This window comes from Jannaschia pohangensis (genome assembly GCF_900113875.1).
In the GTDB taxonomy this organism is placed as follows: Bacteria; Pseudomonadota; Alphaproteobacteria; order Rhodobacterales; family Rhodobacteraceae; genus Jannaschia; species Jannaschia pohangensis.
On record NZ_FORA01000001.1, the window covers coordinates 909,696 to 935,307 of the forward strand.

The following is a 25,612-nucleotide window of genomic DNA, read 5'->3' on the forward strand; positions in this document are numbered from 1 at the left end:
GAAGTCCCCCCTTGGTGTCGACGGCTGGCTCAGAACGCCCTGAAGGTCAGGGTGGTCAGCGTCCGCTCGATCCCGTCGATGTCGAGCAGATTGTCATTGATGTATTTACCCACATCCGCGCCCGCCGGGATGTAGAGCTTGAGCAGAAGGTCGTATTCCCCGCTGGTGGAATAGAGCTCCGAGTGGATTTCGCGCAGGGCGATGGCGTCGGCCACCGAATAGGCGGTCGACGGGCGGCATCTGATCTGAACGAACACGCAGGTCATGGCAGGCTCCCCTCTGGTCGGCGCCACTCTTGGGGATCGGATCGGCAATGACAACGGGTCGAACGCAGAATCGCGCGGTCGATCGATGTCAGGACGCGAAGGCCCCCGCGTGGACCTTGCGCAACTCGGCCTTCTGCACCTTGCCCATGGTGTTGCGCGGCAATTCGGAGACGACGACATAGACGCGCGGCTGTTTGAACCGGGCCAGACGCCCGGCCACGGCCTCGCGCAGGGTATCCTCGTCCGGGGGGGTGCCATCGGGCACGATGACGGCGACGATGCCCTCGCCCATGTCGGGATGGGGCACGCCGATGACCGCCGATTCCAGCACGCCGGGCAGGCCGTCCAGAACCTCCTCCACCTCGCGGGGATAGATGTTGAATCCGCCCGAGATCACCAGATCCTTGTCGCGGCCGACGATGGTGACATAACCGTCCGCGTCCTGTCGCCCCAGATCACCGGTGATGAACCAGCCGTTAGGGCGCAGTTCGGCGGCGGTCTTTTCGGGCATCCGCCAATAGCCCCGGAATACATTGGGTCCGCGCACCTCGATCATTCCCGTCTCGCCCAGAGGGACCGGATCGGCGGTGCCCGGGGTGCAGATGCGCAGCTCCACCCCCGGCAGGGGCAGGCCCACGGTGCCGGGCCGTCGGTCGCCGTCGTGGGGGTTCGATGTGTTCATGTTCGTTTCCGTCATCCCGTAGCGTTCCAGAATGCGGTGGCCGGTGCGGTCGGTCCATTGGCGGTGCGTCTCGGGCAGCATGGGGGCCGAGCCGGAGACGAACAGCCGCATGTGCCGTGTCGCGTCGCGGGTCAGCCCGTCTTCGGCCAGCAGGCGGGTATAGAACGTCGGCACGCCCATCATGGCGGTCGCCTTGGACATCGCCGCCATCACGGCGGCGGCGTCGAATTTGGGCAGCCAGATCGTCGAACCGCCCGCAGTCAGCGTCACGTTGACCGCCACGAAGAGACCGTGGGTGTGAAAGATCGGCAGCGCATGGATCAGCGTGTCGTCGCGGGTGAACCGCCAGGCGTCGGCGAGGGTGTGGGCGTTCGACAGCAGGTTGTCCTGGCTCAGCATCGCGCCTTTGGAGCGGCCCGTGGTGCCCGAAGTATAGAGGAACGCCGCGAGGTCAGAGCCGTCCCGCGCGACCGGCGACGCAGGGCTCGCGGCATCGGTCGCCTGCGCCAGCGTGCCGTCGCCGTCCGGTCCCAGGGTCATCAGGCGCGCGCCCGCCGAGTCGGCCACGGGCCCGAGGACGTCCGCGTCGCCGGGGCCGCAGACCAGAAGGGCAGCCTCGGCATCCTGCACGAAATAGGCGATTTCGGGCGCGGTATAGGCGGTGTTGAGCGGCAACAGCACCACGCCGACCCGGGCACAGGCGGCATAGAGCGCCAGCGCATCCGCCGATTTGGCGATCTGGCAAGCCAGCCTCTCGCCGGGTTTCAGCCCCGCGCCAACCAGCGCCCCGGCCATCTTCGCGGCCCGCGCGGCAAAGGCGGCATGGGTCATCACGTCGCCGCCGGGCAAGTGGAGGAAGGCCTCCTCGCGGCCCTCCTGCGGGGCGAAAAGCGTGTCGTGCAGCGGGTTGGTCATTGCGTCGTTTCCGGGATCTGGGCCGCGCGGGCCAGGAATTGCACGAACCGGGTGGCCGGAACGCGTCCTTGGGTCAAGTCTTCGAGGTTCCGCCCGATACGGTCGGGATCATAGAGGTAATTGACCACCGCACCCCGCGACCGGGCAAGCCCCGTGGGCGACAGATCGGCCCCGGCGTGGACATCTTGGATCGTCGCCCCGTTGCCCAGGTGGAACCGCGCGACCGGATCGCGGGGGCCGACGACCCCCGGCCCTTCGGCCATCGCATCGAACATTCGGAGCAATTCGACCTGACCCCGTCAGTCCGGGCCCTGCCGATGCCCTTGCGCGGTGCCGCCGACCTGTTAACGTTTGAGCATGACCGAAGTCGAGGCCGTTTTGACGGAAAACATCCAGCACAGGCTTGTCGCGGTTGGCCCTCTCGACGGCCAGTTCGGTGTTCATCCCGCGCTCAGCATTCCGCCTGAGGCCGCCGATTTCGTCTTCGCCACATCCAGCGCGGACCCATCCTTGCGAACCTATGCGCTTTTCGATGCAGGGCGGGTCGAGGGCCTGCCTGAACGGCTGGAGACCGAAGGCGTGGCCTTCGACTGCCTGGTCAGCGGGCCATCACGTGACTCTCTTGGAGCCGTGTCACCCTGGCTGGTGGCCCTCGCCCCCGACAGCCGCCTTTGCCGTGATCTCTTCACCCGCGGCCCCGCGCCCTGGGACCTCTGGGGGCGCGAAGCCTGCGTCCTGTTCCAGTCGCGGGCGTCCCTGCCCGACCTCGTCGCGCATTTCCGGCGCTTCACCCGGATCCGCGACCGGGACGGCAATTGGCATTTCTTCCGCTTTCAGGAGCCTCTCGTGATGCGCACCATCGTGATGGGGCTGCGGCCCGAAGCGCGGCAGGAATTCCTGGCTCCGTTCGGACGCGTGATCGTGCCCGACAATGGTGATGTGCTGCATGTCTTCGACATGCCGCCCGAATACCCGAGCGCGGCATGATCGCCTACGAAGACATCCTCGACAGCAGCGGGATGGAGCCGTTCCGGGAAGAGCGCCGCCAACGCTATTACCGCAAGGCCCTGGCCTTCTGCCGCACCGAATTTCCCGGGCGTTTTTACGATGTCAGCGATGCGAATGGACTGGCCTTCGTCCAGACGGCCTATCGCGCCGGGGGATCCATCGGCCTGCGCAGCGAACGCGACCACCTGAAATTCCTGATCGCCGCCGTCCACTGGGGGGCGGACTTCGGCACCGATCCCCGGCTGGGTCACCGGTTGGCCGCCTGCGGCTGGCTGAATGCAGCGGGGCGGGCGCACATCTATCTGCCGCTGCCGCCGCTTCTGCGCGCCGTCGACCATTGGCATGCGGAGGTGCGGCCCGAAGGCCCGGATTGGCTGGCGGCCATCAAGGCCGCGGATGCCAGCGCAGGCCTGACGGGCGCGCAGGCACTGCAGGTCGCCGATGCCATTTGGCCCGCTGGAACACGACAGATGCCCCAGACATCCTGGCCCGCGCTGGCCGCGATCGTCGATGCGGACCGGGGTCGCCGGATGCTGGACGGCACGGCCCTTGTCCTGCACACGCTGCTTCTGTTGCGGTTCGGCCATCGCTACGCCGATGATCCGACGCTTGCCGCCCTTGGCACGGCGCTTCACACAACCAACGGGCGACCGGACCGCACAACGACCCTTCGGAACGCTGCACTCGCCGTTCCGCCCCTGTCGCAGGAGGGCGCATGGCCCAGGACCTAGACCCCGCTGCCGGGCAAGGGGTGACCGGCCCGGCCGAGGCCGCCGCAGACGCCCAGGGCTCCGACGGCGCGGTGGAAGCGACTGAGCAGGGGTGCCGGGGTTGGGTCGAGCTCGACAGCCGCTACTGGCACGTCAACGACCTGGGGGTGAGCGCCGAGATCACGGTCCACCGCATCGTCGGCGGCACCCGCGATCACCCGGACGAACAGACCGAGCTGGTCGACACGCAAACCCTGCACTATTCGGCAGAGGCGGGGGAACGGCTCGACCCGGCCTCGCCCGTGGCGGGGGCGCTGATCAACGGCAATTGCCGGATCCTGCTTGGCGGCGACGAAGGCTATGAGGCCGGGCAGTTCTACCGCCTGAAACTGCGCCCGCGCGACAACCCGGACAACGCGCGCAAATACGTGATCCTGCCGACGCCGATCCAGCAATCGGATGCGACCAGCGACCCGGCCCTGACGGCAGCCCACGCAGGACGACGCATCATCGCCGACCCGGTGACCGGGCGGCGGCCCTTCACGACCCCCCTGCCCCTGTCCGACACCGTGGATCAGCATCTGCGGGTTCACGACACCCGCACCGTGGGCGCGGCCCAATGGGCCAGCGCGGCGTTCGTCATGCCATGCGCGCCGTCGAGCCAGCCACACCGGGTCGACCTGCGGTGGATCCACTACTGCAACCCGCGCGACTTCATCTATGGGCACCTGCTCAATCTCGAGGGCGGCTTCGTCAACGATCCGGTTGATCGGGGCGGCGCCACGAACATGGGCATCACCATCGCGACCTGGCAGCGTTTCTCGCAACGCCTGTTCGGCATTCCCGGAACCGTCGACACCCTGCGCAACATCACCGAAGCGCAGGTCTATGAAATCACGCTCGAAGGCTACTGGCGGCAATTCTGGTGCGACCGGATCAACAATTGTCCGATCGCCATCCAGTTCCTCGACACCTGTTTCAACGGGGGCGGCGTCGAGGTGCTGCAACGGGCGATCAACGTCGTGGCGAACGCCCAGGGCAAGGCCAACTGGACCACGACCGTCGATGGCGGCATGGGCGCGAACACCTTGAAACAGGCGAACCGGATCATCGAATGCGGCCATGCCGCCGCACTCTATGTCGCCTACCGCGAACAGCGGATCGCCCGGTTCCGCGAAATCGTCGCCCGCAACCCGAGCCAGCAGAGGTTCATTAACGGATGGTTAAATCGTGCGAATGAATTTACCGACTATTAAGGCCGCCCTCGCGGTCATCGCCTGCCTCGGTCTCTGGACCCTTGACGCAACGGCCGAAGGGCCGACATCGACCCAATGGGAGGCGGAGACCCATGACCCGGATCGCTTTGCCGGAAGTGTGATCGTGACCGAAGACGGCGACGCCAGGACCCTGTCGTATTCCTTCGTCTTCGACAGCCAGATCCTCAGCACCAACCACCTGAAACCGGCCACCCTGGAGGCGCTCGGGGCCGCGTGCTGGCGCGCCAATGTAACGGGCGACTTCCTGCAAGGGGTGGCCGAGACGATGGAGGTGCAGTTCTGCGAACGCGACGACCACGCCTATTGGACGCTGCTCGACGGGCGCGGCGGCGCCGTGCGCCTGCCCAATTGGGTCAGGTTCGCGCAGTAGAAACCTGACGCCACACCATTGGATTTTCCGGGAAAAGTGGCTGGGGTGGTAGGATTCGAACCTACGATACACGGTACCAAAAACCGATGCCTTACCGCTTGGCTACACCCCAACAGTGCGGCGTGGGATAATGGAGCGGGACCGGGGCCGCAAGGGAAAAATCGGACGTTTTGAAGAGGTCGCGATCGCGGCTGAAACATGGCCCCGGGGAAGGAACCCGATGCCCCCCGATGGGCGTTGGTCCAAGAACCCTTCTAAGGAGACTCCCATGACCAAGGCCCTTTTCATCCTGACGTCCACATCCGAATTTCCCGCCGATGGCGGCCCCGCCGCGGGCCGCAAGACCGGCTATTACATCGACGAGATGGCCGCCCCCTGGGCAGCCCTGACCGATGCGGGCGTGGACATCACCTTCGCCTCGATCAAGGGCGGCGAGGCCCCCATCGACCCCAATTCGATGGAGGACGACGGCGACAATCCCGAACCGGTGCAACGCGTGTTGGGCGACCCCGACGTGATGGCGCAGCTGAAGGCAACGCTGCCCGTCGACAGCATCGACCCCACGAGTTTCGACCTGATCTTCCTGCCCGGCGGCCACGGCACCATGTTCGATTTCCGCCAGACCCCGGCGCTGGCCGACGTGATCGGCAAGGCCTGGGACAACGGCGCGGTTGTCGGCGCGGTCTGTCACGGTCCCTCGGGCCTGATCGAGGCGCGGGACGCCAGTGGCGACCCGATCGTGAAGGGTCGCAAGGTCAGCGGTTTCACCGACAGCGAGGAAGACGCCGCGGGCCTGACCGACTCCGTCCCATACCTCCTGGAGCAGGAGTTGCGCGCCAAGGGCGCGCTGTTTGAGAAAGGCGATGACTTCACGTCCCATGCCGTACGCGACGGGCGTCTGGTGACCGGCCAGAACCCCACCTCCTCCGAAGCGGTGGCCAAGCTGCTGGTCGCGGCGCTGGAGGCGCGGTCCGCCGACCGCGCCGCCTGATCACGGTCAATCCCGGGCGGCGCGGATCAGACGCAGGATATCCTGCGCCGCCTCGGGGATATTGGTGCCCGGCCCGAAGATGGCCGCGACGCCAGCATCTCGCAGGAAGGCATAGTCCTGCTGCGGGATGACGCCACCGCAGATCACGATGATCTCGCCCGCGCCCGCCACGCGCAGGGCCGCGATCAGCTTGGGGGCCAGCGTCTTGTGGCCCGCCGCCTGACTGCTGATCCCGACCACATGGACATCGTTGTCGATGGCATCCTGCGCCGCCTCTTCGGGGGTCTGGAACAGGGGACCGACATCGACGTCGAACCCGATATCGGCAAAGGCGGTGGCGATGACCTTGGCTCCCCGGTCGTGCCCGTCCTGGCCCATCTTGACGACGAGCATGCGGGGACGGCGTCCCTCTTCCTCGGCAAAGGCCTCCACGTCCTTCTGGATCGCGGCAAAGCCCGCGTCGCCCGCATAGGCCGCGCCATAGACACCGGCCAGAGTCTTCACCTCGGCCCTGTGGCGGCCGAAAACCTTTTCCATCGCCATGCTGATTTCCCCCACTGAGGCACGCGCCCGCGCCGCCTCGACTGCTGCCTCAAGCAGGTTTCCCCCGTCCCGCGCCCGGCGGGACAGCTCTTCCAATGCCTGCGTGCAGGCTTTGTCATCGCGCGATGCCCGGATGCGGGCCAGCCGCGCGACCTGACTTTCGCGGACGGCGTCGTTGTCGATGTTGAGGATATCGACCGGGTCCTGCGTGTCGCGGCGATATTTGTTCACGCCCACGATCACTTCGTCGCCCTTGTCGATCAGGGCCTGACGGGTCGCCGCCGATTCCTCGATCCGCAGCTTTGGCATGCCGGACGCCACGGCCTTGGTCATGCCGCCCATCTCCTCGACTTCCTCGATCAGCGTCCAGGCCGCCTCGGCCAAGTCATGGGTCAGCTTTTCGACGTAATATGACCCTGCCAGCGGATCGACGACCCGGGTCACCCCCGTCTCTTCCTGCAGGATCAGCTGCGTGTTGCGCGCGATGCGGCTGGAATTCTCGGTCGGCAGGGCAATCGCCTCGTCGAAGGAATTGGTGTGCAGCGATTGCGTGCCACCCAGAACGGCGGCCATCGCCTCGTAGGCGGTGCGCACGACGTTGTTGTAGGGGTCCTGCTCCTGCAGACTGACCCCGCTCGTCTGGCAATGGGTGCGCAGCATCGACGACTTGGGATTCTTCGGCTCGAACTCGGCCATGATGCGGTGCCAGAGCAGGCGCGCGGCGCGCAGCTTGGCCGCCTCCATGAAGAAATTCATCCCGATGGCAAAGAAAAACGACAGCCGCCCCGCGAACTTGTCCACATCCATGCCCCGCGCGATGGCGGTGCGCACGTATTCACGCCCGTCGGCCAGGGTGAAGGCCAATTCCTGCACCAGGTTCGCCCCCGCCTCCTGCATGTGATAGCCCGAGATCGAGATGGAGTTGAACTTCGGCATCTCGTCCGAGGTGTATTCGATGATGTCCGCGATGATCCGCATCGAGGGTTCGGGCGGATAGATATAGGTGTTCCGCACCATGAATTCCTTGAGGATGTCATTCTGGATCGTCCCCGACAGGGCGGCGCGGTCGACGCCCTGCTCCTCACCAGCGACGATGAAATTGGCCAGGATCGGGATCACCGCGCCGTTCATTGTCATCGACACCGACACCTTGTCGAGCGGGATGCCGTCGAACAGAATCTTCATGTCCTCGACCGAGTCGATAGCCACCCCGGCCTTGCCCACATCGCCCACGACGCGCGGATGATCGCTGTCGTAACCGCGGTGCGTGGCCAGGTCGAAGGCGACGCTGACCCCCTGCTGCCCGGCGGCGAGGGCCTTGCGATAGAAGGCGTTCGATTCCTCGGCGGTGGAGAACCCGGCATATTGCCGGATCGTCCAGGGGCGGCCCGCATACATCGTGGCCTTGACGCCCCGGGTGAACGGCGCCTCGCCCGGCAGGCTGCCCAGATGGGCGACGCCGTCCAGATCGTCGGGGCCATAGATCGGCTGGACCGCGATCCCCTCCAGCGTGTGCCAGGTCAAGTCGTCGACCGGGCGCCCCCTGAGTTCGGCCTCAGCCCGTTGCGTCCATCTGCTGCGGTGGTCTGCCATGTCCGGGTCTCCTGTCGTGGATATGCCCCTCTGCCGGGGGTCTGTTCGGTGCGGGGATCAGGCCGCCTGCGCCATCGGACAGCCAGGCCAGATCTTCGTCGTATCTTGCGCGCAGGGTCGCGCGCTGGTCGGGGGTGAAGGGCGCGTAGTGGCCCGCCAGCTGCGGCAGCGTGGTGGGGCAGCCCTCATCGTGCAACCGCCGCTCAAGTTCGTCCAGCGGGCGCGAGGCATTCAGGACCTTGCCGTCCCACGCGGCCGGGGCGACGCGGCTCAGGTCGGCACAGGCGCGCAGCGGGGCGGCCGCCATCTCCTCGTGCTGCCAGACGGTCAGGCGGGCGGCGGGAAAGACCGCCGCCACGTCTGTGATCACGTCGCGCCAGCTGCGCCGGGCGCGCAGCACCGCCTCGATCGTGGTGGCATCGGGCGGGGCGAATCCGCGCGTTATCAGGAAGGCAAAGCAACTGGCCCACCAGGTGTCGAGACTACGGATCGACAGGACGACGCGGTCCACCCCGGGAAGCGCCAGCGCCAGCCGGTCGAGCCGCGGCCCCGCCGTCGGATAGAGCCGTCCCATCAACAGGTTCTCGCGCAGGCCGCCCAGAAAATTCTCGTCCGTCAGGATCAGGCGCGACACCCCCTGCCGCGACATCTCGGAGCGCAGCATCGCGACCCGCCCGGCCGCACGATGGGCCAGCACATCGCGGCGCGGATGCACCCGCCCCGGATCGCCGACCACCCCCGCCAGCATCCCGTCGCGCGTCCGTTCGGGGCCCCAGACCCGCACGTCGGCCCGTGCAAGCAAGGCAGCGTTGCGCGTCATGAGCCTTTGCAGAGTCGTGGTGCCCGTCCGATGGGCCCCCAGGTGCAATGTCACGGGCGGGATTCGGGTCAATTTCGCCATATCGTCGAGGCCTTCGGTCAGGTGGGGGAACATCATCCTGCCCTTCCTGCCCCGATGCCCACTGACACTCGGTTAACTGACGGATTTGCAACAAATTGTGCCAAAGCCTTCGCCCCGGCGCAGCAAACACCTATATCTGCCCAAACGGTACGGAACACTGACATGCACGCCCTGACGACCCTGATGACAACGATCGCCTTTCTGCTGCCCTCGGTGGCGGGGGCCGAAGACGCCGATATCATCGCCCGCTGGACCGAGGACCCGACCCAGGCCTTCGCCGCCTCGGAGGTGAGCCTGGACGATCTGCAATGGATCGCCCGCCCCGTCGTGGTCTTCGCCAATTCGCCCCGCGACCCGGCCTTCATCGAGCAGATGGAGGAAATCGTGGCGGGCGTTGACCGTCTGGTCGAACGCGACGTGATCATCATCATCGACACCGACCCGGCGGGCCAGTCCGATCTGCGGCTGCAACTGCGACCGCGCGGGTTCATGCTCGTGCTGATCGGCAAGGACGGACAGGTCAACCAGCGCAAGCCCCTGCCCTGGACGGTGCGCGAAATCAGCCGGACCATCGACAAGATGCCCATGCGCCAGCGCGAGATGCGCGAAGGACGATAGTTGCGCAACCGACTGCGACACTCCATATTGGGGTCAGTGGCAACCAGAGGGTGCATGATGGACCGCGACGACGACATCCCGTTCAACCCTTATCCCGGTATGCCGGGCCGCTCGGGTCCGCGCCCGGGCTACTGAGGGTTTTCGCTAGGGCTTCGGCCTTGGCCGGTCCGCCTTCGGCATAGGCGTGGATCAGGCGTAAAACGCTTTTCCCCATTACGAACGTCCTGCGCCGCAGGTCCAGATAGTCGGCGACCATGGCGATGCGGCGCGGCTGGCTCAGATGCTGGAACCTGTCGCCGCGCATGTCCTCGACCAGCGCCGCAATCGCCGCGACCTGGCTGTAATAGGCGACGACGGCGTCGATCGTCTGCCGGGGCAGCACGTCGATATCGTCCAGTTGCGCCACGAAGACCCGGTCGTGGTGTTCGCGCGGAATGAACGGCACGAAATCCGGCTCTTCCTCCATCCGCTCCAGCAGGGCCTGACCCTGCGCCTCGGCCTCGCCCTTGCCCCAGATCGCCTCCAGGGTGTTGAGGACCTCGGCATAGAGCGCCTTGTGGAAATCGCGCGTCCGTTCGGCCTTGCGGGTGGCACGCTCGATCTCGCCGAAGACGGCGGTGGCCAGCCATCCGGTGGCGATCACCCCGCCCGCGATCAGCGCCTGCCAGAGCCGGTCCTCCAGGTCCACGACCTGTCCCACCACCAGAAGCGGCACGCCAAGCAGCACGGCCATCGGAAAGGCGACCCGCAACACGAAGGGCAGGATGACCCGGCGCGACACTGACGCATTCGGACCCAGATAGAGCGACGCCCAGAGGCCCGCCGCCAGAACGGCGATCAACGCCCCCGCGCCGACCGGACCTATGCCCATGGGGCCGCCCACGGCGCTATTCGAACTCCAGGATCACATCGTCGACGGCCAGACTGTCGCCCGCCGCCGCATTGACCTTGGACACAACGCCCTTCTTTTCGGCGCGCAGGATGTTCTCCATCTTCATCGCCTCGACCACCGCCAGCGTCTGCCCCTCCTGCACCTCGTCGCCCTCGGCCACGTCGATGCGCACGATCAGGCCGGGCATCGGGCAGAGCAGCAGTTTCGAGGTATCGGGCGGCAGCTTCTCGGGCATCAGCGCCGCAAGTTCGGCCTGGCGCGGGGTGCGCACATGGACCTTGAGGTCCGCGCCTCGGGTGCGGATGCGGAACCCGCCCGAGATCTTGCCGACCTTCATCACCACCGACTCGCCGCCGACCGACACACGGGCAAGCTGGTTGCCCGGGGTCCAGTCGCTTTCGACACGCAGGGTCGCGCCGTCGATGGTCACATCGGCCCCGTCGCGGTCCGCCTCGATCTGCACCTCGAACCGGGCATCGCCCAGGGTGACGACCCAATCGGTGCCCACCTTGCGCTCGTGGTTGTCCATGCGCCCCGACACGCGGGTGCGGCGGATCTCGGCGACCCGGTGCATGGCGGCACAGGCGGCGGCGATGCGGCGCAGGTGATCCTGCGGCAGGTCGACCCCGACGAATCCGCCCTCGTATTCCTCGGCGACGAAGGCCGTGGTGATGTCGCCCGACACGAAACGCGGATGGTCCATCACCGCCGACAGGAACGGCAGGTTGTGCCCGATCCCCTCCACCTCGAACCCGTCGAGCGCGTCGCGCATTCCCGCGATGGCCGCCGCACGGTCCGGCCCCCAGGTGCAGAGCTTGGCGATCATCGGGTCATAATACATGCTGATCTCGCCGCCCTCGTAGACGCCGGTGTCGTTGCGCACGACCGGCGCGGCCGGGGTCACACCCGGCAGGTAGTCGGGCGTCTCGGTCGGCGGGCGATAGCGGGTCAGCCGCCCGATGGACGGCAGGAAGCCGCGATACGGGTCTTCGGCGTAAAGGCGGCTCTCCATCGCCCACCCGTTCAGCTTGATGTCGTCCTGTGTCAGGGCCAGCTTTTCGCCGTGGGCCACGCGGATCATCTGTTCGACCAGATCGACGCCGGTGATCAACTCGGTCACCGGGTGTTCGACCTGAAGCCGGGTGTTCATTTCCAGGAAATAGAAGTTGCGATCCCCGTCCACGATGAACTCGACCGTGCCCGCACTGGCGTATCCCACGGCATGGGCCAGGGCGAGCGACTGCTCCCCCATGGCGCGGCGCGTCGCCTCGTCGAGGAAGGGCGACGGCGCCTCCTCGATGACCTTCTGGTTGCGCCGCTGGATCGAGCATTCCCGCTCGCCCAGATAGACGCCGTTGCCGTGCTGGTCGCAAAGCACCTGAATTTCGATGTGGCGTGGCTGTGTGACGAATTTCTCGATAAACATGCGGTCGTCGCCGAAACTGCTGGCCGCCTCGTTCTTCGACGCCTGGAACCCCTCGCGCACCTCGCTTTCGTCCCAGGCGATGCGCATGCCCTTGCCGCCGCCGCCGGCGCTGGCCTTGAGCATCACCGGATAGCCGATCTGGCCGGAAATCCGGATGGCCTCGTCGGCGTCCTCGATCAGGCCCATGTGGCCGGGCACCGTGCTGACGCCCGCCTCCTGCGCGATCTTCTTGGAGGTGATCTTGTCGCCCATCGACTCGATGGCGCCCTTGGGCGGCCCGATGAAGGCGACGCCCGCCGCCTCCAGCGCCTCGGCGAACTTCGGGTTCTCGGACAGGAAGCCATAGCCGGGATGCACGGCCTCTGCCCCGGTCTGGCGGATGGCGTCCATGATCTTGTCGATCACGATATAGGATTGGTTGGCCTGCGGCGGCCCGATGTGCACCGCCTCATCCGCCATCTTGACGTGCAGGGCGTTGCGGTCGGCATCCGAATAGACCGCGACGGTCGCGATTCCCATGCGCTGCGCAGTCTTGATGACCCGGCAGGCAATCTCGCCCCGGTTGGCGATCAGGATTTTCTTGAACATCGGTCCCCCTTTACCGGTCTTGCGCCGGTCGGACAAAAGAAAGGGCCGCCCGGTTCGCACCGGACAGCCCTTCATCAGAATTCATGGATATGGATGGTGCCGTGACGCCCGCAGGCTCAGAGGCGACCGCCGATGACAGCCGCGCCACCGCCGACGACCGCGCCTTCGACGCAGCGGCCATCTTCGATGATTTCACCGGCCACACAGCCGAGGCCCGCCCCGACGCCGCCCCGTACGAGGTCACCTTGGGTGACGCAGCCAGACAGGGCGCCGACCACGAAAAGAGCGGGAAGGATGAACTTGCGATGCATTGATCGTCTCCGAAATGATTGTATCGGCCTAACGCCGTTCCCCCGCGCGGGGGTTCCCGCCGACCGCCGCCTGCGCGGACATATTTTGACCTAGTAGCCTGCGACGTCGTCCGCAAGGGCGCCGGCCGCGGCCCCGATGAGGACCCCGCCCGCGACATTGCCATCAAGCGCCTTGGCCGCGAGACCGCCGACAACGGCCCCGCCAGCGGCCCGTTCGAAATCGTTTCCGACACAAGCCGAAAGGGCCAACGCGGCGACAAGGCCGGTGACCCGAAGAATGGAAGTGGACATGGAACTGCTCCTTCTTGCCCCTTGTTTTTATTGTTTGCTTCGACGTCCCCCCATCCTGCCACCGATGCCTGTCGGGTGACCCGGTAAAAGGGTCCGAACGATGGCATGAAAACTGCGTCACACCATCGTTCGGGAGGGGAAGGGGTACGGTTCCACTCGCTCTCGCACCGGATGTCCAAGTGGAATGCCGACGCCGAGAACACAGACACTGTCCGTCCGTTTCGCCGATCCGCATAGCGAGAAGTCCGCAGCCCCGCCCGATCGGCGCGAGATTGCCCATAGGGAAGGCAGGTCGGCAGATTCACGCCCAATCCTCGTCGTCCCAATCGTCATCGGACCCGGCATCGTTGCTGGCAAAGATGTCGGGAAACGCCGCCTCGGCGGCGGCCAGGTCCACGCGCAGCAGCGCCGCGTAATCCTTGGGGTTGAACGGGTCTTCGGCGGGCAGAACCTCGCGACCGAAAAGCCACGACAGGCGCCCCGCGTCCAGATTGCCCCGCTCGAAGGGTTCGTCCCCGAAATGCTCGATCAATGCGGCAAGGAAGGCGGCATCGGCCCGACGGTCGACGGCCTTGCGGTCGCGGTAGCGCTCACGCCGGGTGATCGGCGTCACACCCTTGGGGTTGGCGCGCCGGATGACGAACTGGAAATCGCTGCCCGACAGGCGGCCGGGAAAGCCGCGGTGCTTCAGCATGTCTGGCCCCCCGGGATCGGGGCACAGCACCGGTGGGGGTGTGTCGGGGCGAAGGCAACCCTCCGCCCCGAAACGATCTCAGAACTTGCCGCTGACGGGCTCGACCACAACGGGTGCGGGCTCGACGATGACGATCTCTTCCGGTGCCGGATCCGGCAGGAAGCAGCCCGAGAGGGCCGACAGAACGCCGAGAGCGGCGACAGCTTTGATGACTTTCGACATCCAGGTCTCCTGACATAAAAGAGCGGCGCCTGGGGTTCAGCCCGGACACCGCTCGCGATGAGGACCGCCGAGTGACGGTCTGTGGAGAACCTAACATAGGGAAAGGGCTGTGGATACGGCTGCCCCAGAAATGCCCAAGTTGGATCAAGGGCTTGTGGCGCTGTCGCACCATTGGCGACAATCGGCTCAAATTTCGGGGATCGTGCCGCGCGCTTGGGGGCGGCGATTTCGGTCGGGGCGGTGCGTATTGCAGCCCGCCCCGACCGGTCGCGATCGAGCGTCAGCTCAGAACTTGGTGGACACGGGCTCGGGCTGGACCGGCGTGAAGATGACTTCTTCTTCAGCGGGCGCGCCACAGGCGACGAGCGTTGCGGTAACACCGAGAACGGCGAAGGCTTTAACGAGTTTTTGCATGTCACTCTCCTATCAATGCATGGGGACGGTTTGCAGAATCGTTCTCCATCCCCTTGGACAAAAGCCATGACGCCCCCCGTTGGTTCCCGCAAGGGGAAGTGCACAATAACCATTCGCATCAGTAGTCCTCAGGCAAACATTCGCCGTTTCCGACCCGGTAGAGGCCGAAATACTGCGTTGCATCGGGGTCGCTGGTCCCGCGGGGCACGGGGCGGTCCATCAATGTGATGACGACCGAATCCGATCTTGCGGCGGTCAGGCCCGCCACCGGCAGGGCATGTGTCGTGCACAGCCAGTCAAGATCGGTCTGCGCCATCGCGGCATCGACCGATCCGCCGTCGCGCGCGATTTCGGGGGCGATGAACCGCAGGACGGCCTGCGTGCCGCCACCGTCGACCCGCTCCCAGACGATCTCCCACAAGACCAGCGGCTGACCCGAGGGCCAGCTGTCCTGCGCCAGCGCCGGTCCCGCAAGACAGGCGATCAGGGCCGCGATCCGCATCATGTCAGCCTCCGGTGCATTGCCGGTGCCGCGCCGCGCGCAGCCAGGCCGCATGCCGCACCGGATCGGACAGCATGTCGTCCAGCCGGGCCCGCGCCGCGCCGGGCACTGCGCCCGAAACCGCCCCGCCCGCACGCAAGGTCACCCCCTGCCCGTCCCGCGTCACCGCCACCACCGGGGCAAAGCCGCGCAACCGCTGCAACGCGCGCCACAGGTCCTGACGCACCGCATGGGCCAGCCTGCGCCGCCCCATGTCCGGAAGGCGCACCCGCCCCGACAGATCCCAGACCACCGGCACTCTCCGCGCGATCGTCAGAGTCACGCCGTCGTCCCACACATGCCATCCGCGCCTGTCCCATGCCCATTGTCCTTCGATCACAGCGGGATGGTGTCATGCTTGCGCCACGGCCGCTCTTGCCGCTTCTGGCGCAGCGAGGCAAAGGCCCGCGCGATCCGCTTGCGCGACAGGCTCGGCTTGATGACCTCGTCGATGAAGCCCTTTTCCGCCGCCACGAAGGGGTTGGCAAAGCGATCCTCGTAATCCTTGGTGCGCTCCGCGATCCGGTCCTTGTCGCCCAATTCGGAGCGATACAGAATCTCGACCGCGCCCTTGGCCCCCATCACCGCGATCTCTGCCGTGGGCCAGGCATAGTTGAAATCGCCCTTCAGATGCTTGGACGCCATCACGTCATAGGCCCCGCCATAAGCCTTCCGCGTGATCAGCGTGACCTTCGGCACCGTCGCCTCGCCGTAGGCAAAGAGCAGCTTCGCCCCGTGCTTGATGACCCCGCCGTATTCCTGTGACGTTCCCGGCAGGAAGCCCGGCACATCCACCAGCGTCAGCAGCGGAATTTCGAAGGCATCGCAGAACCGCACGAACTTGGCCGCCTTGCGCGACGAGTCGATGTCGAGACAGCCGGCCAGCACCATCGGCTGATTGGCGACGACGCCCACGGTCCGCCCCTCGATCCGGATGAACCCGGTCAGGATGTTCTTGGCGAAATCGGGCTGAATCTCGAAGAAATCGCCCTCGTCGGCCAGCTTGGTGATCAGCTCGGCCATGTCATAGGGCGAATTTGGGTTGTCGGGGATCAGCGTATCAAGGCTCGCCTCGACCCGGTCCGGGCTGTCGAAGAAGGGTCGCACGGGCGGCTTTTCGCGGTTCGAGAGCGGCAGGAAATCGATCAGGCGGCGCGTCTCGGCCAGCGCCTCCACATCGTTCTCGAAGGCGCAATCGGCCACGCCGGACTTGCGCGTGTGGGTCGCGGCCCCGCCCAACTCCTCGGCGGTGACGACTTCGTTGGTCACCGTCTTCACCACGTCGGGCCCGGTCACGAACATGTAGGACGAATCGCGCACCATGAAGATGAAGTCGGTCATGGCGGGCGAATAGACCGCGCCCCCGGCACAGGGCCCCATGATGACGCTGATCTGCGGGATGACCCCGCTGGCGTCGATGTTGCGCTGGAACACCTCGGCATAGCCGGCGAGCGAGGCGACGCCCTCCTGGATGCGCGCGCCACCGGAATCGTTCAGACCGATGACCGGCGCGCCGTTCTGGATCGCCATGTCCTGGATCTTGCAGATCTTCTGCGCGTGGGTTTCCGACAGCGACCCGCCGAAGACGGTGAAATCCTGGCTGAAGACATAGACCAGCCGCCCGTTCACCGTGCCCCATCCGGTCACCACGCCGTCGCCCGCGGGCCGGTCGTCGGCCATGCCGAAATCCGTGGCGCGGTGCGCGACGAACATGTCGAACTCCTCGAACGACCCCTCGTCGAGCAGCAGGTCGATCCGCTCCCGAGCTGTCAGCTTGCCCTTGGCGTGCTGCGCCGCGATCCGCCGGTCGCCGCCGCCCTTGCGCGCCTGTTCGCGACGCGCCTCCAGTTGGTCGAGTATGTCTTTCATCGCAAGCCTCCCGCTTGACCTCAGGGATAGACGCTGCGTCGCGGCACCGAAAGTGCGATCTGGAATATTTGCAAATTACGCGGGGCGCGACCGATGAGAATTGCAAATCTGCAAATTTGCGGAACCCTGCACAAGCCCCTGTGCGTTCGGGAGGGTTGGACAGCCCGGACCGAAAGGCGTAGCGCTCAATCATGGTGCCCATCTCACCCTCTGCCGCGCGTCGCTCGCCGCCGCACATCCTGACGCTCGTCGCGCTGGTTAGCCTCTCGACCCTGTCGATGAACGTCTTTCTGCCGTCGCTGCCCGCGATGGCCGAGTATTTCAGCGCCGATTACACGCTGATCCAGCTGTCGGTCGGCCTATATCTCGCGATGAATGCCGTCTTGCAGCTTTTCGTCGGCCCCATCTCCGACCGCTACGGCCGCCGTCCGGTGATCCTGACCGGGCTGGTGCTGTTCCTTCTCGCCACACTCGGCTGTCTCTGGGCCCCGACCATCGAGATCTTCCTGACCTTCCGCATGGCGCAGGCGGCAATCGTGGTCGGCATGGTCCTCAGCCGCGCCATCGTCCGCGACCTCTATGCGCAGGACAAGGCCGCCTCGATGTTGGGCTGGGTCACCATGGGCATGTCGGTCGTCCCGATGATCGGCCCCTTTTTCGGCGGCCTGCTTCAGGACGCCTTCGGCTGGCACGCGAATTTTTGGCTGATGTTCGTCGGCGGCGTGGCTCTTCTGGCGCTGACGTATACGGACGTGGGCGAGACGGCCCCGATGACCGGCGGCTCCTTTCGCGATCAGGTCCGGCAATACCCGGAACTTCTGACCTCGCCCCGCTTCTGGGGCTATTGCCTGGCCTCGGCCTTCGCGTCGGGCGCGTTCTTCGCCTACCTCGGCGGCGCACCCTACGTTGGCACCGTGGTCTTCGGGATGAACCCCGCGACCCTTGGCATGTTCCTTGGCGCGCCCGCCTTGGGCTACTTCATCGGCAACGCGATTTCGGGCGGCTTTTCGCAACGGCTCGGCGTCGACCGGATGGTCCTGTTCGGCGCGGTCGTGCAGGTCAGCGGCCTGTCCCTGCTCGCGGTCCTGATCCTTTTGGGCTTCACCTCGGAATACGTCTTCTTCGGCTTCATGACCTTCGTCGGCCTCGGCAACGGCATGGTCATTCCCAATGCCACCGCGGGCATGCTGTCGGTCCGCCCGCATCTGGCAGGCACGGCCAGCGGCCTCGGCGGCGCGATGATGATCGGCGGCGGCGCGGCGCTGTCGGCGGTCGCGGGCTGGCTTCTGGGGTTCGGCGGCGGGGCGCTGCCCCTCGTGGTGCTGATGGTCGGATCGGGCGCATCGGCGGTCGTCGCCATTGCGCTGACGATCCGGCGCAACCGGCGCATGGCGATCGGCTGACAGCGGCCTGCAAAACCTGCTAAGCCCCTTTGCAAAGGGGGCACCATGGCGACTCGCAAACTCTATGCCGGGGCGAAACTGCGCGAGGTTCGGACCCGCGTCGGCCTGACCCAGACCGATTTCGCGGCCCGCCTCGGCATGTCGTTGCCCTATCTCAACCAGATGGAGAACAACAACCGACCGGTCAGCACGACCGTCCTGCTGGCGCTGGCGCGGGAGTTCGGGTTCGACGTGACCGAACTGGGAGCCGGCGATGACGAACGTCTGGTCTCCGACATGCGCGAGGCGCTGGCCGATCCGGTCTTTTCCGATGCCGTGCCGCTCGCCGATCTGCGGCTGGTGGGGGCCAATGCACCCGCCCTGGCCCGCGCCTTCCTCGGGCTGCACCGCGCCTATCGGGATGGGGCGGAACGGCTTGCATCCCTCGATGCAGCACTTGGGCAATCCGGACTATCTGCGCCATCCCCCTGGGAGGAAGTGCGGGACTTCTTTCACTATTGCGACAATTACGTGGATGCGGTGGATCGAGCCGCGGAAATGCTCGCGGCGCGGATGAAAGGCGACATCGACGCAGGTCTGGCCCGCTATTGGGACAACCGCAACACCCGCGTCACCCTGGCCGACAGCCCGCGCCTGCGTCAGCACGACCTCAAGGCGGGCACGCTGGTCCTGTCGTCCCGCGCCTCGGCGGCGACGAACCGGTTTCAGCAGCTGCATCAGGTCGCGCTCAACTCCCACGCCGACCTTCTGGATGCGACGCTGGACCTTGCGCGCTTTTCGTCCAGCGACGCCCGGGCCATCGCGCGCACCGGGCTTGCCAATTACTTCGCGGGCGCAGTCCTCATGCCCTACGAAGCGTTCCGGACCGCCGCCGAAGACACGCGCCACGATCTGGAGCGTCTGGCCCGCCGGTTCGGCGCTTCACTGGAGCAGGTGGCGCATCGGCTCAGTACGTTGCAACGCACGGGCGCAAAAGGACTTCCGTTCTTTTTCGTCCGCGTGGATCAGGCCGGACAGATCACCAAGCGCCACTCCGCGACCCGCCTGCAATTCGCGCGGTTCGGCGGGGCCTGTCCGCTCTGGAACGTCCATGCGGCCTTTGCGACGCCGGGCCAGTTCCTGCGCCAACTGGCGGAGACGCCGGACGGGGTCCGCTACCTCTGTCTTGCGCGCGACATCTCGGCGCCGGGCGGGTCGTTCGACGCGCCGGTCCGGCGGCATGCGATGGCCTTGGGCTGCGAGGTGCGGCACGCGCCCCGCGTGGTCTATGCCGACGGGCTGGACCTGTCGGGCCGGTTCGAGCCTATCGGGGTGTCCTGCCGGATCTGCGAGCGGGTCAATTGCCACCAACGCGCGGTGCCACCGCTGGAGCGCCCGCTGACGATCGACCCCAACGACCGGGGGGTGTTGCCCTACGACCTGTGAAATCACATGAAGTTCGGCGCGCAACCCGCTGTTATCGAACGGGTCGCCATCCTGCGGCACGAGCCTCGGCCTCGGAACAGAACCAGCGTTCGCCCCGGTTCTCGTCTATCCGTGTCGCGCCATAGGCGCGGCTGCCCGACAGGTGATAGATGCGCCCGCTGTCGGAAATGTTGCCCTTGATCGTGCAATCCCCGGCGGGCGCATTGGCGGCAGCGCGGCGCGCGCGGCCTTCGGCGCGCCAGACGGCGGGGTCGACCATCTCGTAAGCCCAGAGACCGCGCGCCAGAACCCGCGCCTCCTTCTCCTCGTCGAAATAGGCAGGCCCCTCGCGGTAGCGGCGGGCGATCCCGAGACGGACGAGTTCGCCGTTCATGTCGACCCCGTCCACGAAACAGGTGGCCAATGCGCGGCCATAGCGGTCGGTGCTGTCCACCTCGCACCGGGCGATGCGCCCCTCGTACATCCGGCGCGCGGCTTCGGTCGCGAAGGAACCGCAGGGCAGGATCGTGCCGTCCGTATCGCGACACGTCTGGTCGCCCTCGGCCGCGTCGATGCCGATCAGGCGGATGTTGGCGGCCGCCCCGATATCGATGGTATCGGCGTCCACCACCCGGATCGTGCCGGTGAGCGTTTGCGCCCCGACCGGGAAAGCAATGAGTAACAGAAGTGAACAAAGTCTGAACATGAACCCGAGATGTGGCCCATGTCCCGGCAAAACAAGGCTGAATCCGGAAGGATCGTTGACGTGCGCGTCAGATCTTGGTCGCGGGTGACGGCGGCGTCACAGTTCGCCGCAATCTCGCCTCACGCCAGGCGATGAAGCTGACCGAGGCGATGATGAGCAGGGCGCCCAGGATGACGAAGGCGTCCGGCGGCTCGTCGAAAAGGGCCCATCCCAGAAGGACCGCCCAGACCATTTGCAGGAAGGTTACCGGCTGCGTCACCGACACCGGGGCCGCCGCAAAGGCCCGGGTCATGGTGTAATGGCCCGCCGTCGCGAAGGCCGCGACCAGGAACATCCACCCCAGATCGACCAGCGTCGGCGTGACCCAGACCGCGAAGGCGAAGGGAGCCAGCCCGACCGTCACCGTGATCGACAGCATCGCCACCACCATGGACGCCGAATGCCGCCCTGACAGAGGCTTGGCGAAAAGATATGACGCGCCGAACAGGACCGCCGTTGCCAGCATCGCCAGATGCCCCGATTCGACAGCGCGGAACCCTGGGCGCAGGATGATGACCACGCCTATCAGCGCCAAGACCACCGCCAGAATGCGGCGCAGCGCCAGACGCTCCCCCAGGAAAATCGCAGCGCCCAGAGTGACATAGACCGGGTTGAGATAGTTCATCGCCGTCACTTCGGCGATCGGGATCTGGGTCATCGCATAGAACCACAGGATCACGGCCAGCGTGTGGACGACGCCGCGCCCGGCGAAAAACGCCATGTCCCGCGCCGGAATGCGCGTGGCCAGCAGCGTCCGCGCCACCGGCAGCAGGAAGACGAGGCCCAGAAGATAGCGCAGGAAGGCCGCTTCGGCGGCGGGCAGGTCCTGGGCCGCATGTTTGACAACGGCGGTCACGGCGATGAAGCACAGACCCGTCGTTGCCATCCAGAGGATACCTTGCAGGGGGCGGGACGGGCTTTGCATGGGCTACCCTTGCGCCCATGGGCCGCGGGCCGCAAGTCCCTCAGTCGATGAGGAGTTTCGCCGCGATGGCCCACATGAACACGGCGATCACCGCGTCGAGGACCTGCCAGGCGGCGGGCCGCGCGAAAACCGGCCGCAGGAGTGCCGCGCCAAATCCGAGGCTCGCAAAGAAGACCCAGGCCGCCGTCACCGCCCCGGCCCCGAAGGCCAAAGGCACCGCCGCCTGGGTCGAGATGGAGCCGAGCAGGATCACCGTGTCCAGATAGACATGCGGGTTCAGCCAGGTGATGGCCAGGCAGGTGAGCACCGCGCGCCGCAACCCGCCGTCCTGCCCCGCCGCCGTCAGCGCCGCGCCACCCTTCCACGCCGACCACGCGGCCCGCACGCCATAGCCGATCAGGAAGGCCGCGCCGCCATAGCGGAAGACCGGCACGATCCAGGGCGCGGCCTCGACCAGTGCGCCGAAGCCCAGAACGCCCGATGTCACCAGAATCGTCTCGGACAAGGCGCAGGTCAGGACGACGGCGAGCACATGCTCGCCGCGCAGGCCCTGGCGCAGGACAAAGGCATTCTGCGCGCCGATGGCGAGGATCAGGGACAGGCCGAGGCCGAAGCCGGAGAGGAGGGAGGCGATCATGCCGCGGGGGATGGACCGGGACGGGCGGAAAGGGCAACTTAGGATTTCTGCCCTTGGATAAGTGATCCTTATGTTTGTGCCCGCCCATCTTCAGACCCTCATCGCCGTCACCGACACCGGCAGCTTCGATCTGGCCGCCGCGCGTCTGGGTGTGACGCCCCCGGCCGTGAGCCAGCGGATGCGCGCCCTTTCCGAGGCGGCGGGCGGTCCGATCTTTGCCCAACTGCAACCCGCGCGCCCGACCGATCTGGGCCAGCGGCTGCTGCGGCATGCGCGGGACGTGGCGGCGTTGCAGGCCGACCTTGCCGCCGATCTGGGCCGCGACGGCGGGCCGCGCCCGGTGGCCGTGGCGATCAACGCCGACAGTCTGGAGGTCTGGGCCATCCCGCCGCTCGCCGCCTGCCCGGGGTTCCGCTTTGACATCCGCATTGTCGATCAGGATCACAGCGCCGCGGCCCTCCGCCGGGGCGAAGTCAGCGCCGCCATTACCGCCGAGGGGCGCGCCCTGCCGGGGTGCGATGTCCATGCCCTGGGCGCGCTGCGCTACCGGGCTTGCTGCACGCCCGCCTTTCATGCGGAACACTTTGCGGAAGGGGTGACGGCGGACAGCCTCGCCCGCGCGCCGACCCTGCGGTTCACCGGCCTCGACACGCTTCAGACGCGGTGGATCGAGCGCGAAACCGGGCAGGCCATCGACCCGCCCGCGCACCACCTGGCCGCGCCCGGCCCCTTCGTCCAGGCAACGCGGGAAGGGTTGGGGTGGGGCCTGAACCCCGAGACGCTGATCGCGGAGGATCTTGCGGCGGGGCGATTGCGGGAATTGATCCCGGACACATCGCTCGACACCCTGCTCCACTGGCAAGTCAGCCGCACCATGCAGTCGGTGCTGGCCCCCGTCACCCGCGCCATCCGGCAAGCGGCCCGCCGCGCGTTGATCTAGTTCCCCTCGGCCAGTCGACGCGCCAACGCCCGCGACCGCCCCAGAAGGGCGAAGGCCAGTGCATAGGTGAAGACGAAGGTGATGAGGCCGAGGCCCCGCTCGTAAAGGCCGTCGAACTCGGTCCCCATCAGGAAGAACACCGGCGAGAACGGGATCCAGACCACCGTGACCCCGCGCGCGATCTTGCGCAGCACCGGCCGGATGGTCCCCATGCCCGCCGACATCGACCAGGGGATGACGGCGAAGGCCAGCCCAAGGCCCCAGACCAGATAGGAATGGATGACCCAACCGTCGCTATCGCCATCGCCGTATTCGTTGCGCGCCCCGATCAGGAAGACCACCAGGCCGGTCGCGATCAGGCCAAAGATGCCCACGGTCCACCCCCGCCCGCCCAGATGCGCATGGGCCGACCCGACCGACAGGGCGATCAGCGACGCGGCATAGGCATAGATCCCGATATCCACGATGAATTCGTAGCGGCCCGCGCCTAGATCGCTGATCGTGTCGGAAATCCAGTCGTGGTCGGGGACGACGACATCGGCGATCAGGATGGCGATGGTGAAAATGACCGGGCCCGCCAGCGCGATCCAGGCCAGCCCGGTCAGGATGTGGGGGTGTTCCGGTAGCGGGTCACCGGGGTCGGCAGGTATGTCGTGGACGGTTTCGGGCATGGGACCTTCGGTGTTGTTACCCGGTCCCAACCCGTCGGTCGTCGCGCGGGTTCCCCCGCGCCCTGCCCCCCGACCGTCACTCGCCCAGTTGGGCCATGACCTCGTCGCTAGCCTCGAAGTTGGCTGTGACGCTCTGGATGTCGTCATCGTCTTCCAACGCATCGAGCAGCTTCATCAGGGACTGCATCCCCTCCAGATCCAGCTCGGTCGTGGTCGTCGGCCGCCAGACCAGCTTGGTCGAGTCGCTTTCGCCCAAGGACTCTTCCAGTGCGTTCGAAACGGCGGAAAGGTCGGTGTCGGCGCACCAGATCACATGCGACTCCTCGTCGGATTCCACGTCCTCGGCCCCCGCCTCGATCGCAGCTTCGAAGACGGTGTCGGCATCCCCGGCCGAGGCGGGATAGACCACCTGCCCCTTGCGGTCGAACATGAAGCCGACGGACCCGGTCTCACCCAGATTTCCGCCGTTCTTCGAAAACGTCGAACGCACGGTCGAAGCGGTGCGGTTGCGGTTGTCCGTCATCGCCTCGACGATGACGGCGACGCCGCCGGGGCCGTAACCTTCGTAGCGGATCTCGTCGTAATTCTCGGTATCGCCGCCAGACGCCTTGTCGATGGCGCGCTGGATCACGTCCTTCGGGACCGAGGAGGACTTGGCCTCCTTCACAGCGAGGCGCAGGCGCGGGTTCTTGTCGGGATCAGGGTCGCCCATCTTGGCGGCGACGGTGATTTCCTTTGCCATCTTGGAGAACAGCTTGGCCCGGATCTTGTCCTGCCGCCCCTTGCGGTGCTGAATGTTCGCCCATTTGGAATGGCCTGCCATGGGTTCGTCTCCGTCCTGTCGGTTGTGCGCGCCGTATAGCGCCCTCTCAGCGGTCTCCGCAATCCCGGCGCAGGGCCCGGGATCGGCAGCCGGGACGGCTAGCGCAGGTCGCGCAGATAGCCGGTCAGGGCGTCGCGCATCCTCAGGGCGGTCCGGCTGTCGGGCCGCAAGGCCAGCGCCCGGTCGAGGTCATCCAGAGCCAGGCCGATCAGGGCGGGCTCGTTGTCGCGCTGCGCCTTTGCCGTCAGGATATAGGCGCGCCGTTCGAAATGTCCGCTGCGCGGGGTTTCCGCCGCAAGTGCGATGGCGTTGTCGATGTCGGCCAGTGCGGCATCCGCGTCGCCCAGATGACGGACGTGAAGCCAGGCGCGATTGGCATAGGCCGCAGAGGGCACATCGCCGCCCGCATCGATCACCCGGCTGAAGTCGTCAAAGGCCTGCGCCCGGTGCGCGTCGGTAATGCCGTGGTCGAAGAAATGCAGCCCGCGAAAAAAGATCGCGCCGATCGCGTCCTCGGCAAGGGCCACATGATCGTCGCAGGCCGCGCCCTGATCCTCGACCGAAAGGGGCTGCCCCGAAGGATGGCTCACCCCTTCGACACAGCCCCGGAGGGCGATGATCTCGGGCGTCACCTCGGCCGGCGGGGTGAGGCCGCCCTGGGCCAGACCGGCACAGGGCACCAAGAGGCTGACCGCCAGCGCAACGGCCCGACTATTGCGGCGCCGGACCGCGGGGCGGATCGCCTGCGGCAGCGTCTTTGCGTCGGTCTGGGTGTGGGGCGATCTAGCCGTCATGACGGGGCAAGCTAGGCGACCCGTTGGACGAAATTGTGGCCCCGCGCGCGGCACGCCGCAGCCACGGACGCCCTTCGACCGAAGATCGGCAACCAAAACACCCGTTTGCGCGTTGCCCCCCGTCGGCATAGACCGAACCGCACCACGC

Annotated in this window: 30 protein-coding genes and 1 tRNA gene; 9 read left to right on the forward strand and 22 right to left on the reverse strand. The window is 66.6% G+C overall.

The window, feature by feature from the left end; translation table 11 throughout:
* Nucleotides 1-29: 29 nt before the first annotated feature.
* The 3 genes from BM002_RS04485 to BM002_RS04495 all read right to left on the reverse strand — a co-directional run bounded on the left by BM002_RS04485 (nt 30) and on the right by BM002_RS04495 (nt 2,138).
* The gene (locus BM002_RS04485; RefSeq protein WP_092777688.1) at nt 30-266 is read right to left on the reverse strand and encodes an Lrp/AsnC ligand binding domain-containing protein; all 237 of its coding nucleotides are present in this window, start codon (nt 264-266) and stop codon (nt 30-32) included.
* Nucleotides 267-354: 88 nt separating this feature from the next.
* The gene (locus BM002_RS04490) at nt 355-1,863 is read right to left on the reverse strand and encodes a malonate--CoA ligase (protein ID WP_092777690.1); all 1,509 of its coding nucleotides are present in this window, start codon (nt 1,861-1,863) and stop codon (nt 355-357) included.
* Nucleotides 1,860-2,138, reverse strand: coding sequence for a malonyl-CoA decarboxylase domain-containing protein (locus tag BM002_RS04495; RefSeq protein ID WP_092777692.1), 279 nt, complete (start codon nt 2,136-2,138; stop codon nt 1,860-1,862). Before BM002_RS04495 ends, BM002_RS04490 begins: the two co-directional genes overlap by 4 nt.
* An 82-nt stretch (nt 2,139-2,220) precedes the next feature.
* Between BM002_RS04495 and BM002_RS04500 the strand changes: the two genes are divergently transcribed.
* From BM002_RS04500 to BM002_RS04515, 4 genes are read left to right on the forward strand one after another with little or no spacing between them, the layout of a single operon-like run.
* Nucleotides 2,221-2,850, forward strand: coding sequence for a DUF4123 domain-containing protein (locus tag BM002_RS04500; protein ID WP_092777694.1), 630 nt, complete (start codon nt 2,221-2,223; stop codon nt 2,848-2,850).
* Nucleotides 2,847-3,602, forward strand: a complete 756-nt coding sequence (locus tag BM002_RS04505) for a hypothetical protein (protein ID WP_092777696.1) — start codon at nt 2,847-2,849, stop codon at nt 3,600-3,602. Before BM002_RS04500 ends, BM002_RS04505 begins: the two co-directional genes overlap by 4 nt.
* Entirely contained in the window at nt 3,587-4,837 is a 1,251-nt protein-coding gene (locus BM002_RS04510) for a glycoside hydrolase family 108 protein (RefSeq protein WP_092777698.1), read from the forward strand. Before BM002_RS04505 ends, BM002_RS04510 begins: the two co-directional genes overlap by 16 nt.
* Nucleotides 4,818-5,228: a hypothetical protein gene (locus BM002_RS04515; RefSeq protein WP_139212249.1), complete on the forward strand. Its 411-nt coding sequence runs from the start codon at nt 4,818-4,820 to the stop codon at nt 5,226-5,228. The genes BM002_RS04510 and BM002_RS04515 overlap by 20 nt, the downstream gene beginning before the upstream one ends.
* Nucleotides 5,229-5,265: 37 nt before the next feature.
* On the opposite strand, the gene BM002_RS04520 is transcribed toward BM002_RS04515, so the two are convergent.
* A tRNA-Gln gene (locus tag BM002_RS04520) sits at nt 5,266-5,340 on the reverse strand.
* A gap of 156 nt (nt 5,341-5,496) precedes the next feature.
* Here BM002_RS04520 and BM002_RS04525 point away from each other — a divergent pair.
* Nucleotides 5,497-6,219, forward strand: coding sequence for a type 1 glutamine amidotransferase domain-containing protein (locus tag BM002_RS04525; RefSeq protein ID WP_092777702.1), 723 nt, complete (start codon nt 5,497-5,499; stop codon nt 6,217-6,219).
* Nucleotides 6,220-6,225: 6 nt separating this feature from the next.
* Here BM002_RS04525 and scpA read toward each other — a convergent pair whose 3' ends face one another.
* A complete protein-coding gene (scpA, locus tag BM002_RS04530) occupies nt 6,226-8,355 on the reverse strand; it encodes a methylmalonyl-CoA mutase (RefSeq protein WP_092777704.1) in 2,130 nt (709 codons plus the stop codon).
* The gene (locus BM002_RS04535; protein ID WP_092777706.1) at nt 8,318-9,292 is read right to left on the reverse strand and encodes a hypothetical protein; all 975 of its coding nucleotides are present in this window, start codon (nt 9,290-9,292) and stop codon (nt 8,318-8,320) included. Before BM002_RS04535 ends, scpA begins: the two co-directional genes overlap by 38 nt.
* 126 nt (nt 9,293-9,418) lie before the next feature.
* On the opposite strand from BM002_RS04535, the gene BM002_RS04540 reads away from it, so the two are divergent.
* Nucleotides 9,419-9,874: a DUF4174 domain-containing protein gene (locus BM002_RS04540; RefSeq protein WP_092777708.1), complete on the forward strand. Its 456-nt coding sequence runs from the start codon at nt 9,419-9,421 to the stop codon at nt 9,872-9,874.
* Nucleotides 9,875-9,956: 82 nt separating this feature from the next.
* On the opposite strand, the gene BM002_RS04545 is transcribed toward BM002_RS04540, so the two are convergent.
* The 10 genes from BM002_RS04545 to BM002_RS04580 form a co-directional block, all read right to left on the reverse strand.
* Nucleotides 9,957-10,757: a hypothetical protein gene (locus BM002_RS04545; RefSeq protein WP_139212250.1), complete on the reverse strand. Its 801-nt coding sequence runs from the start codon at nt 10,755-10,757 to the stop codon at nt 9,957-9,959.
* A gap of 4 nt (nt 10,758-10,761) precedes the next feature.
* Nucleotides 10,762-12,780: an acetyl-CoA carboxylase biotin carboxylase subunit gene (locus BM002_RS04550; RefSeq protein WP_092777712.1), complete on the reverse strand. Its 2,019-nt coding sequence runs from the start codon at nt 12,778-12,780 to the stop codon at nt 10,762-10,764.
* Between the two features lie 116 nt (nt 12,781-12,896).
* Nucleotides 12,897-13,091, reverse strand: a complete 195-nt coding sequence (locus tag BM002_RS18975) for a hypothetical protein (RefSeq protein ID WP_139212252.1) — start codon at nt 13,089-13,091, stop codon at nt 12,897-12,899.
* A 90-nt stretch (nt 13,092-13,181) separates the two neighbouring features.
* Nucleotides 13,182-13,382 (reverse strand): hypothetical protein, encoded by a 201-nt coding sequence (locus BM002_RS04560; protein ID WP_092777716.1) that lies wholly within the window; start codon nt 13,380-13,382, stop codon nt 13,182-13,184.
* Nucleotides 13,383-13,683: 301 nt separating this feature from the next.
* Nucleotides 13,684-14,076 carry a hypothetical protein gene (locus tag BM002_RS04565; RefSeq protein ID WP_092777719.1) on the reverse strand — a complete coding sequence of 131 codons (393 nt, stop codon included), beginning with the start codon at nt 14,074-14,076 and terminating at the stop codon, nt 13,684-13,686.
* A 78-nt stretch (nt 14,077-14,154) separates the two neighbouring features.
* Entirely contained in the window at nt 14,155-14,298 is a 144-nt protein-coding gene (locus tag BM002_RS19240; RefSeq protein ID WP_175484798.1) for a hypothetical protein, read from the reverse strand.
* A gap of 285 nt (nt 14,299-14,583) precedes the next feature.
* Complete coding sequence (locus BM002_RS19620) at nt 14,584-14,712, reverse strand: hypothetical protein (protein WP_281243794.1); 129 nt, start codon at nt 14,710-14,712, stop codon at nt 14,584-14,586.
* Between the two features lie 118 nt (nt 14,713-14,830).
* Nucleotides 14,831-15,217 (reverse strand): DUF6497 family protein, encoded by a 387-nt coding sequence (locus tag BM002_RS04570; RefSeq protein ID WP_092777721.1) that lies wholly within the window; start codon nt 15,215-15,217, stop codon nt 14,831-14,833.
* Nucleotide 15,218: 1 nt separating this feature from the next.
* Nucleotides 15,219-15,536, reverse strand: coding sequence for a hypothetical protein (locus BM002_RS04575; protein ID WP_245749119.1), 318 nt, complete (start codon nt 15,534-15,536; stop codon nt 15,219-15,221).
* A gap of 53 nt (nt 15,537-15,589) precedes the next feature.
* Nucleotides 15,590-17,122 (reverse strand): acyl-CoA carboxylase subunit beta, encoded by a 1,533-nt coding sequence (locus BM002_RS04580; protein WP_092777723.1) that lies wholly within the window; start codon nt 17,120-17,122, stop codon nt 15,590-15,592.
* A gap of 191 nt (nt 17,123-17,313) precedes the next feature.
* On the opposite strand from BM002_RS04580, the gene BM002_RS04585 reads away from it, so the two are divergent.
* Nucleotides 17,314-18,525, forward strand: coding sequence for a multidrug effflux MFS transporter (locus BM002_RS04585; RefSeq protein ID WP_092777725.1), 1,212 nt, complete (start codon nt 17,314-17,316; stop codon nt 18,523-18,525).
* 45 nt (nt 18,526-18,570) lie between these two features.
* Complete coding sequence (locus BM002_RS04590; RefSeq protein ID WP_092777727.1) at nt 18,571-19,950, forward strand: helix-turn-helix domain-containing protein; 1,380 nt, start codon at nt 18,571-18,573, stop codon at nt 19,948-19,950.
* A 31-nt stretch (nt 19,951-19,981) separates the two neighbouring features.
* On the opposite strand, the gene BM002_RS04595 is transcribed toward BM002_RS04590, so the two are convergent.
* The 3 genes from BM002_RS04595 to BM002_RS04605 form a co-directional block, all read right to left on the reverse strand.
* Nucleotides 19,982-20,635: a thermonuclease family protein gene (locus tag BM002_RS04595; RefSeq protein ID WP_092777729.1), complete on the reverse strand. Its 654-nt coding sequence runs from the start codon at nt 20,633-20,635 to the stop codon at nt 19,982-19,984.
* Between the two features lie 67 nt (nt 20,636-20,702).
* On the reverse strand, nt 20,703-21,599 hold the full coding sequence (locus BM002_RS04600) for a DMT family transporter (protein ID WP_245749120.1): 897 nt from the start codon (nt 21,597-21,599) through the stop codon (nt 20,703-20,705).
* 40 nt (nt 21,600-21,639) lie between these two features.
* Nucleotides 21,640-22,236 (reverse strand): LysE/ArgO family amino acid transporter, encoded by a 597-nt coding sequence (locus tag BM002_RS04605; RefSeq protein WP_092777733.1) that lies wholly within the window; start codon nt 22,234-22,236, stop codon nt 21,640-21,642.
* Nucleotides 22,237-22,306: 70 nt separating this feature from the next.
* On the opposite strand from BM002_RS04605, the gene BM002_RS04610 reads away from it, so the two are divergent.
* Nucleotides 22,307-23,176 (forward strand): ArgP/LysG family DNA-binding transcriptional regulator, encoded by an 870-nt coding sequence (locus BM002_RS04610; protein ID WP_092777735.1) that lies wholly within the window; start codon nt 22,307-22,309, stop codon nt 23,174-23,176.
* Here BM002_RS04610 and BM002_RS04615 read toward each other — a convergent pair.
* The 3 genes from BM002_RS04615 to BM002_RS04625 form a co-directional block, all read right to left on the reverse strand.
* Entirely contained in the window at nt 23,173-23,847 is a 675-nt protein-coding gene (locus tag BM002_RS04615; RefSeq protein ID WP_245749121.1) for a DUF998 domain-containing protein, read from the reverse strand. The genes BM002_RS04610 and BM002_RS04615 overlap by 4 nt on opposite strands.
* Nucleotides 23,848-23,923: 76 nt before the next feature.
* Entirely contained in the window at nt 23,924-24,670 is a 747-nt protein-coding gene (locus tag BM002_RS04620; RefSeq protein WP_092777737.1) for a YebC/PmpR family DNA-binding transcriptional regulator, read from the reverse strand.
* 98 nt (nt 24,671-24,768) lie between these two features.
* Nucleotides 24,769-25,464, reverse strand: a complete 696-nt coding sequence (locus BM002_RS04625; protein ID WP_092777739.1) for a hypothetical protein — start codon at nt 25,462-25,464, stop codon at nt 24,769-24,771.
* Nucleotides 25,465-25,612: the final 148 nt, after the last annotated feature.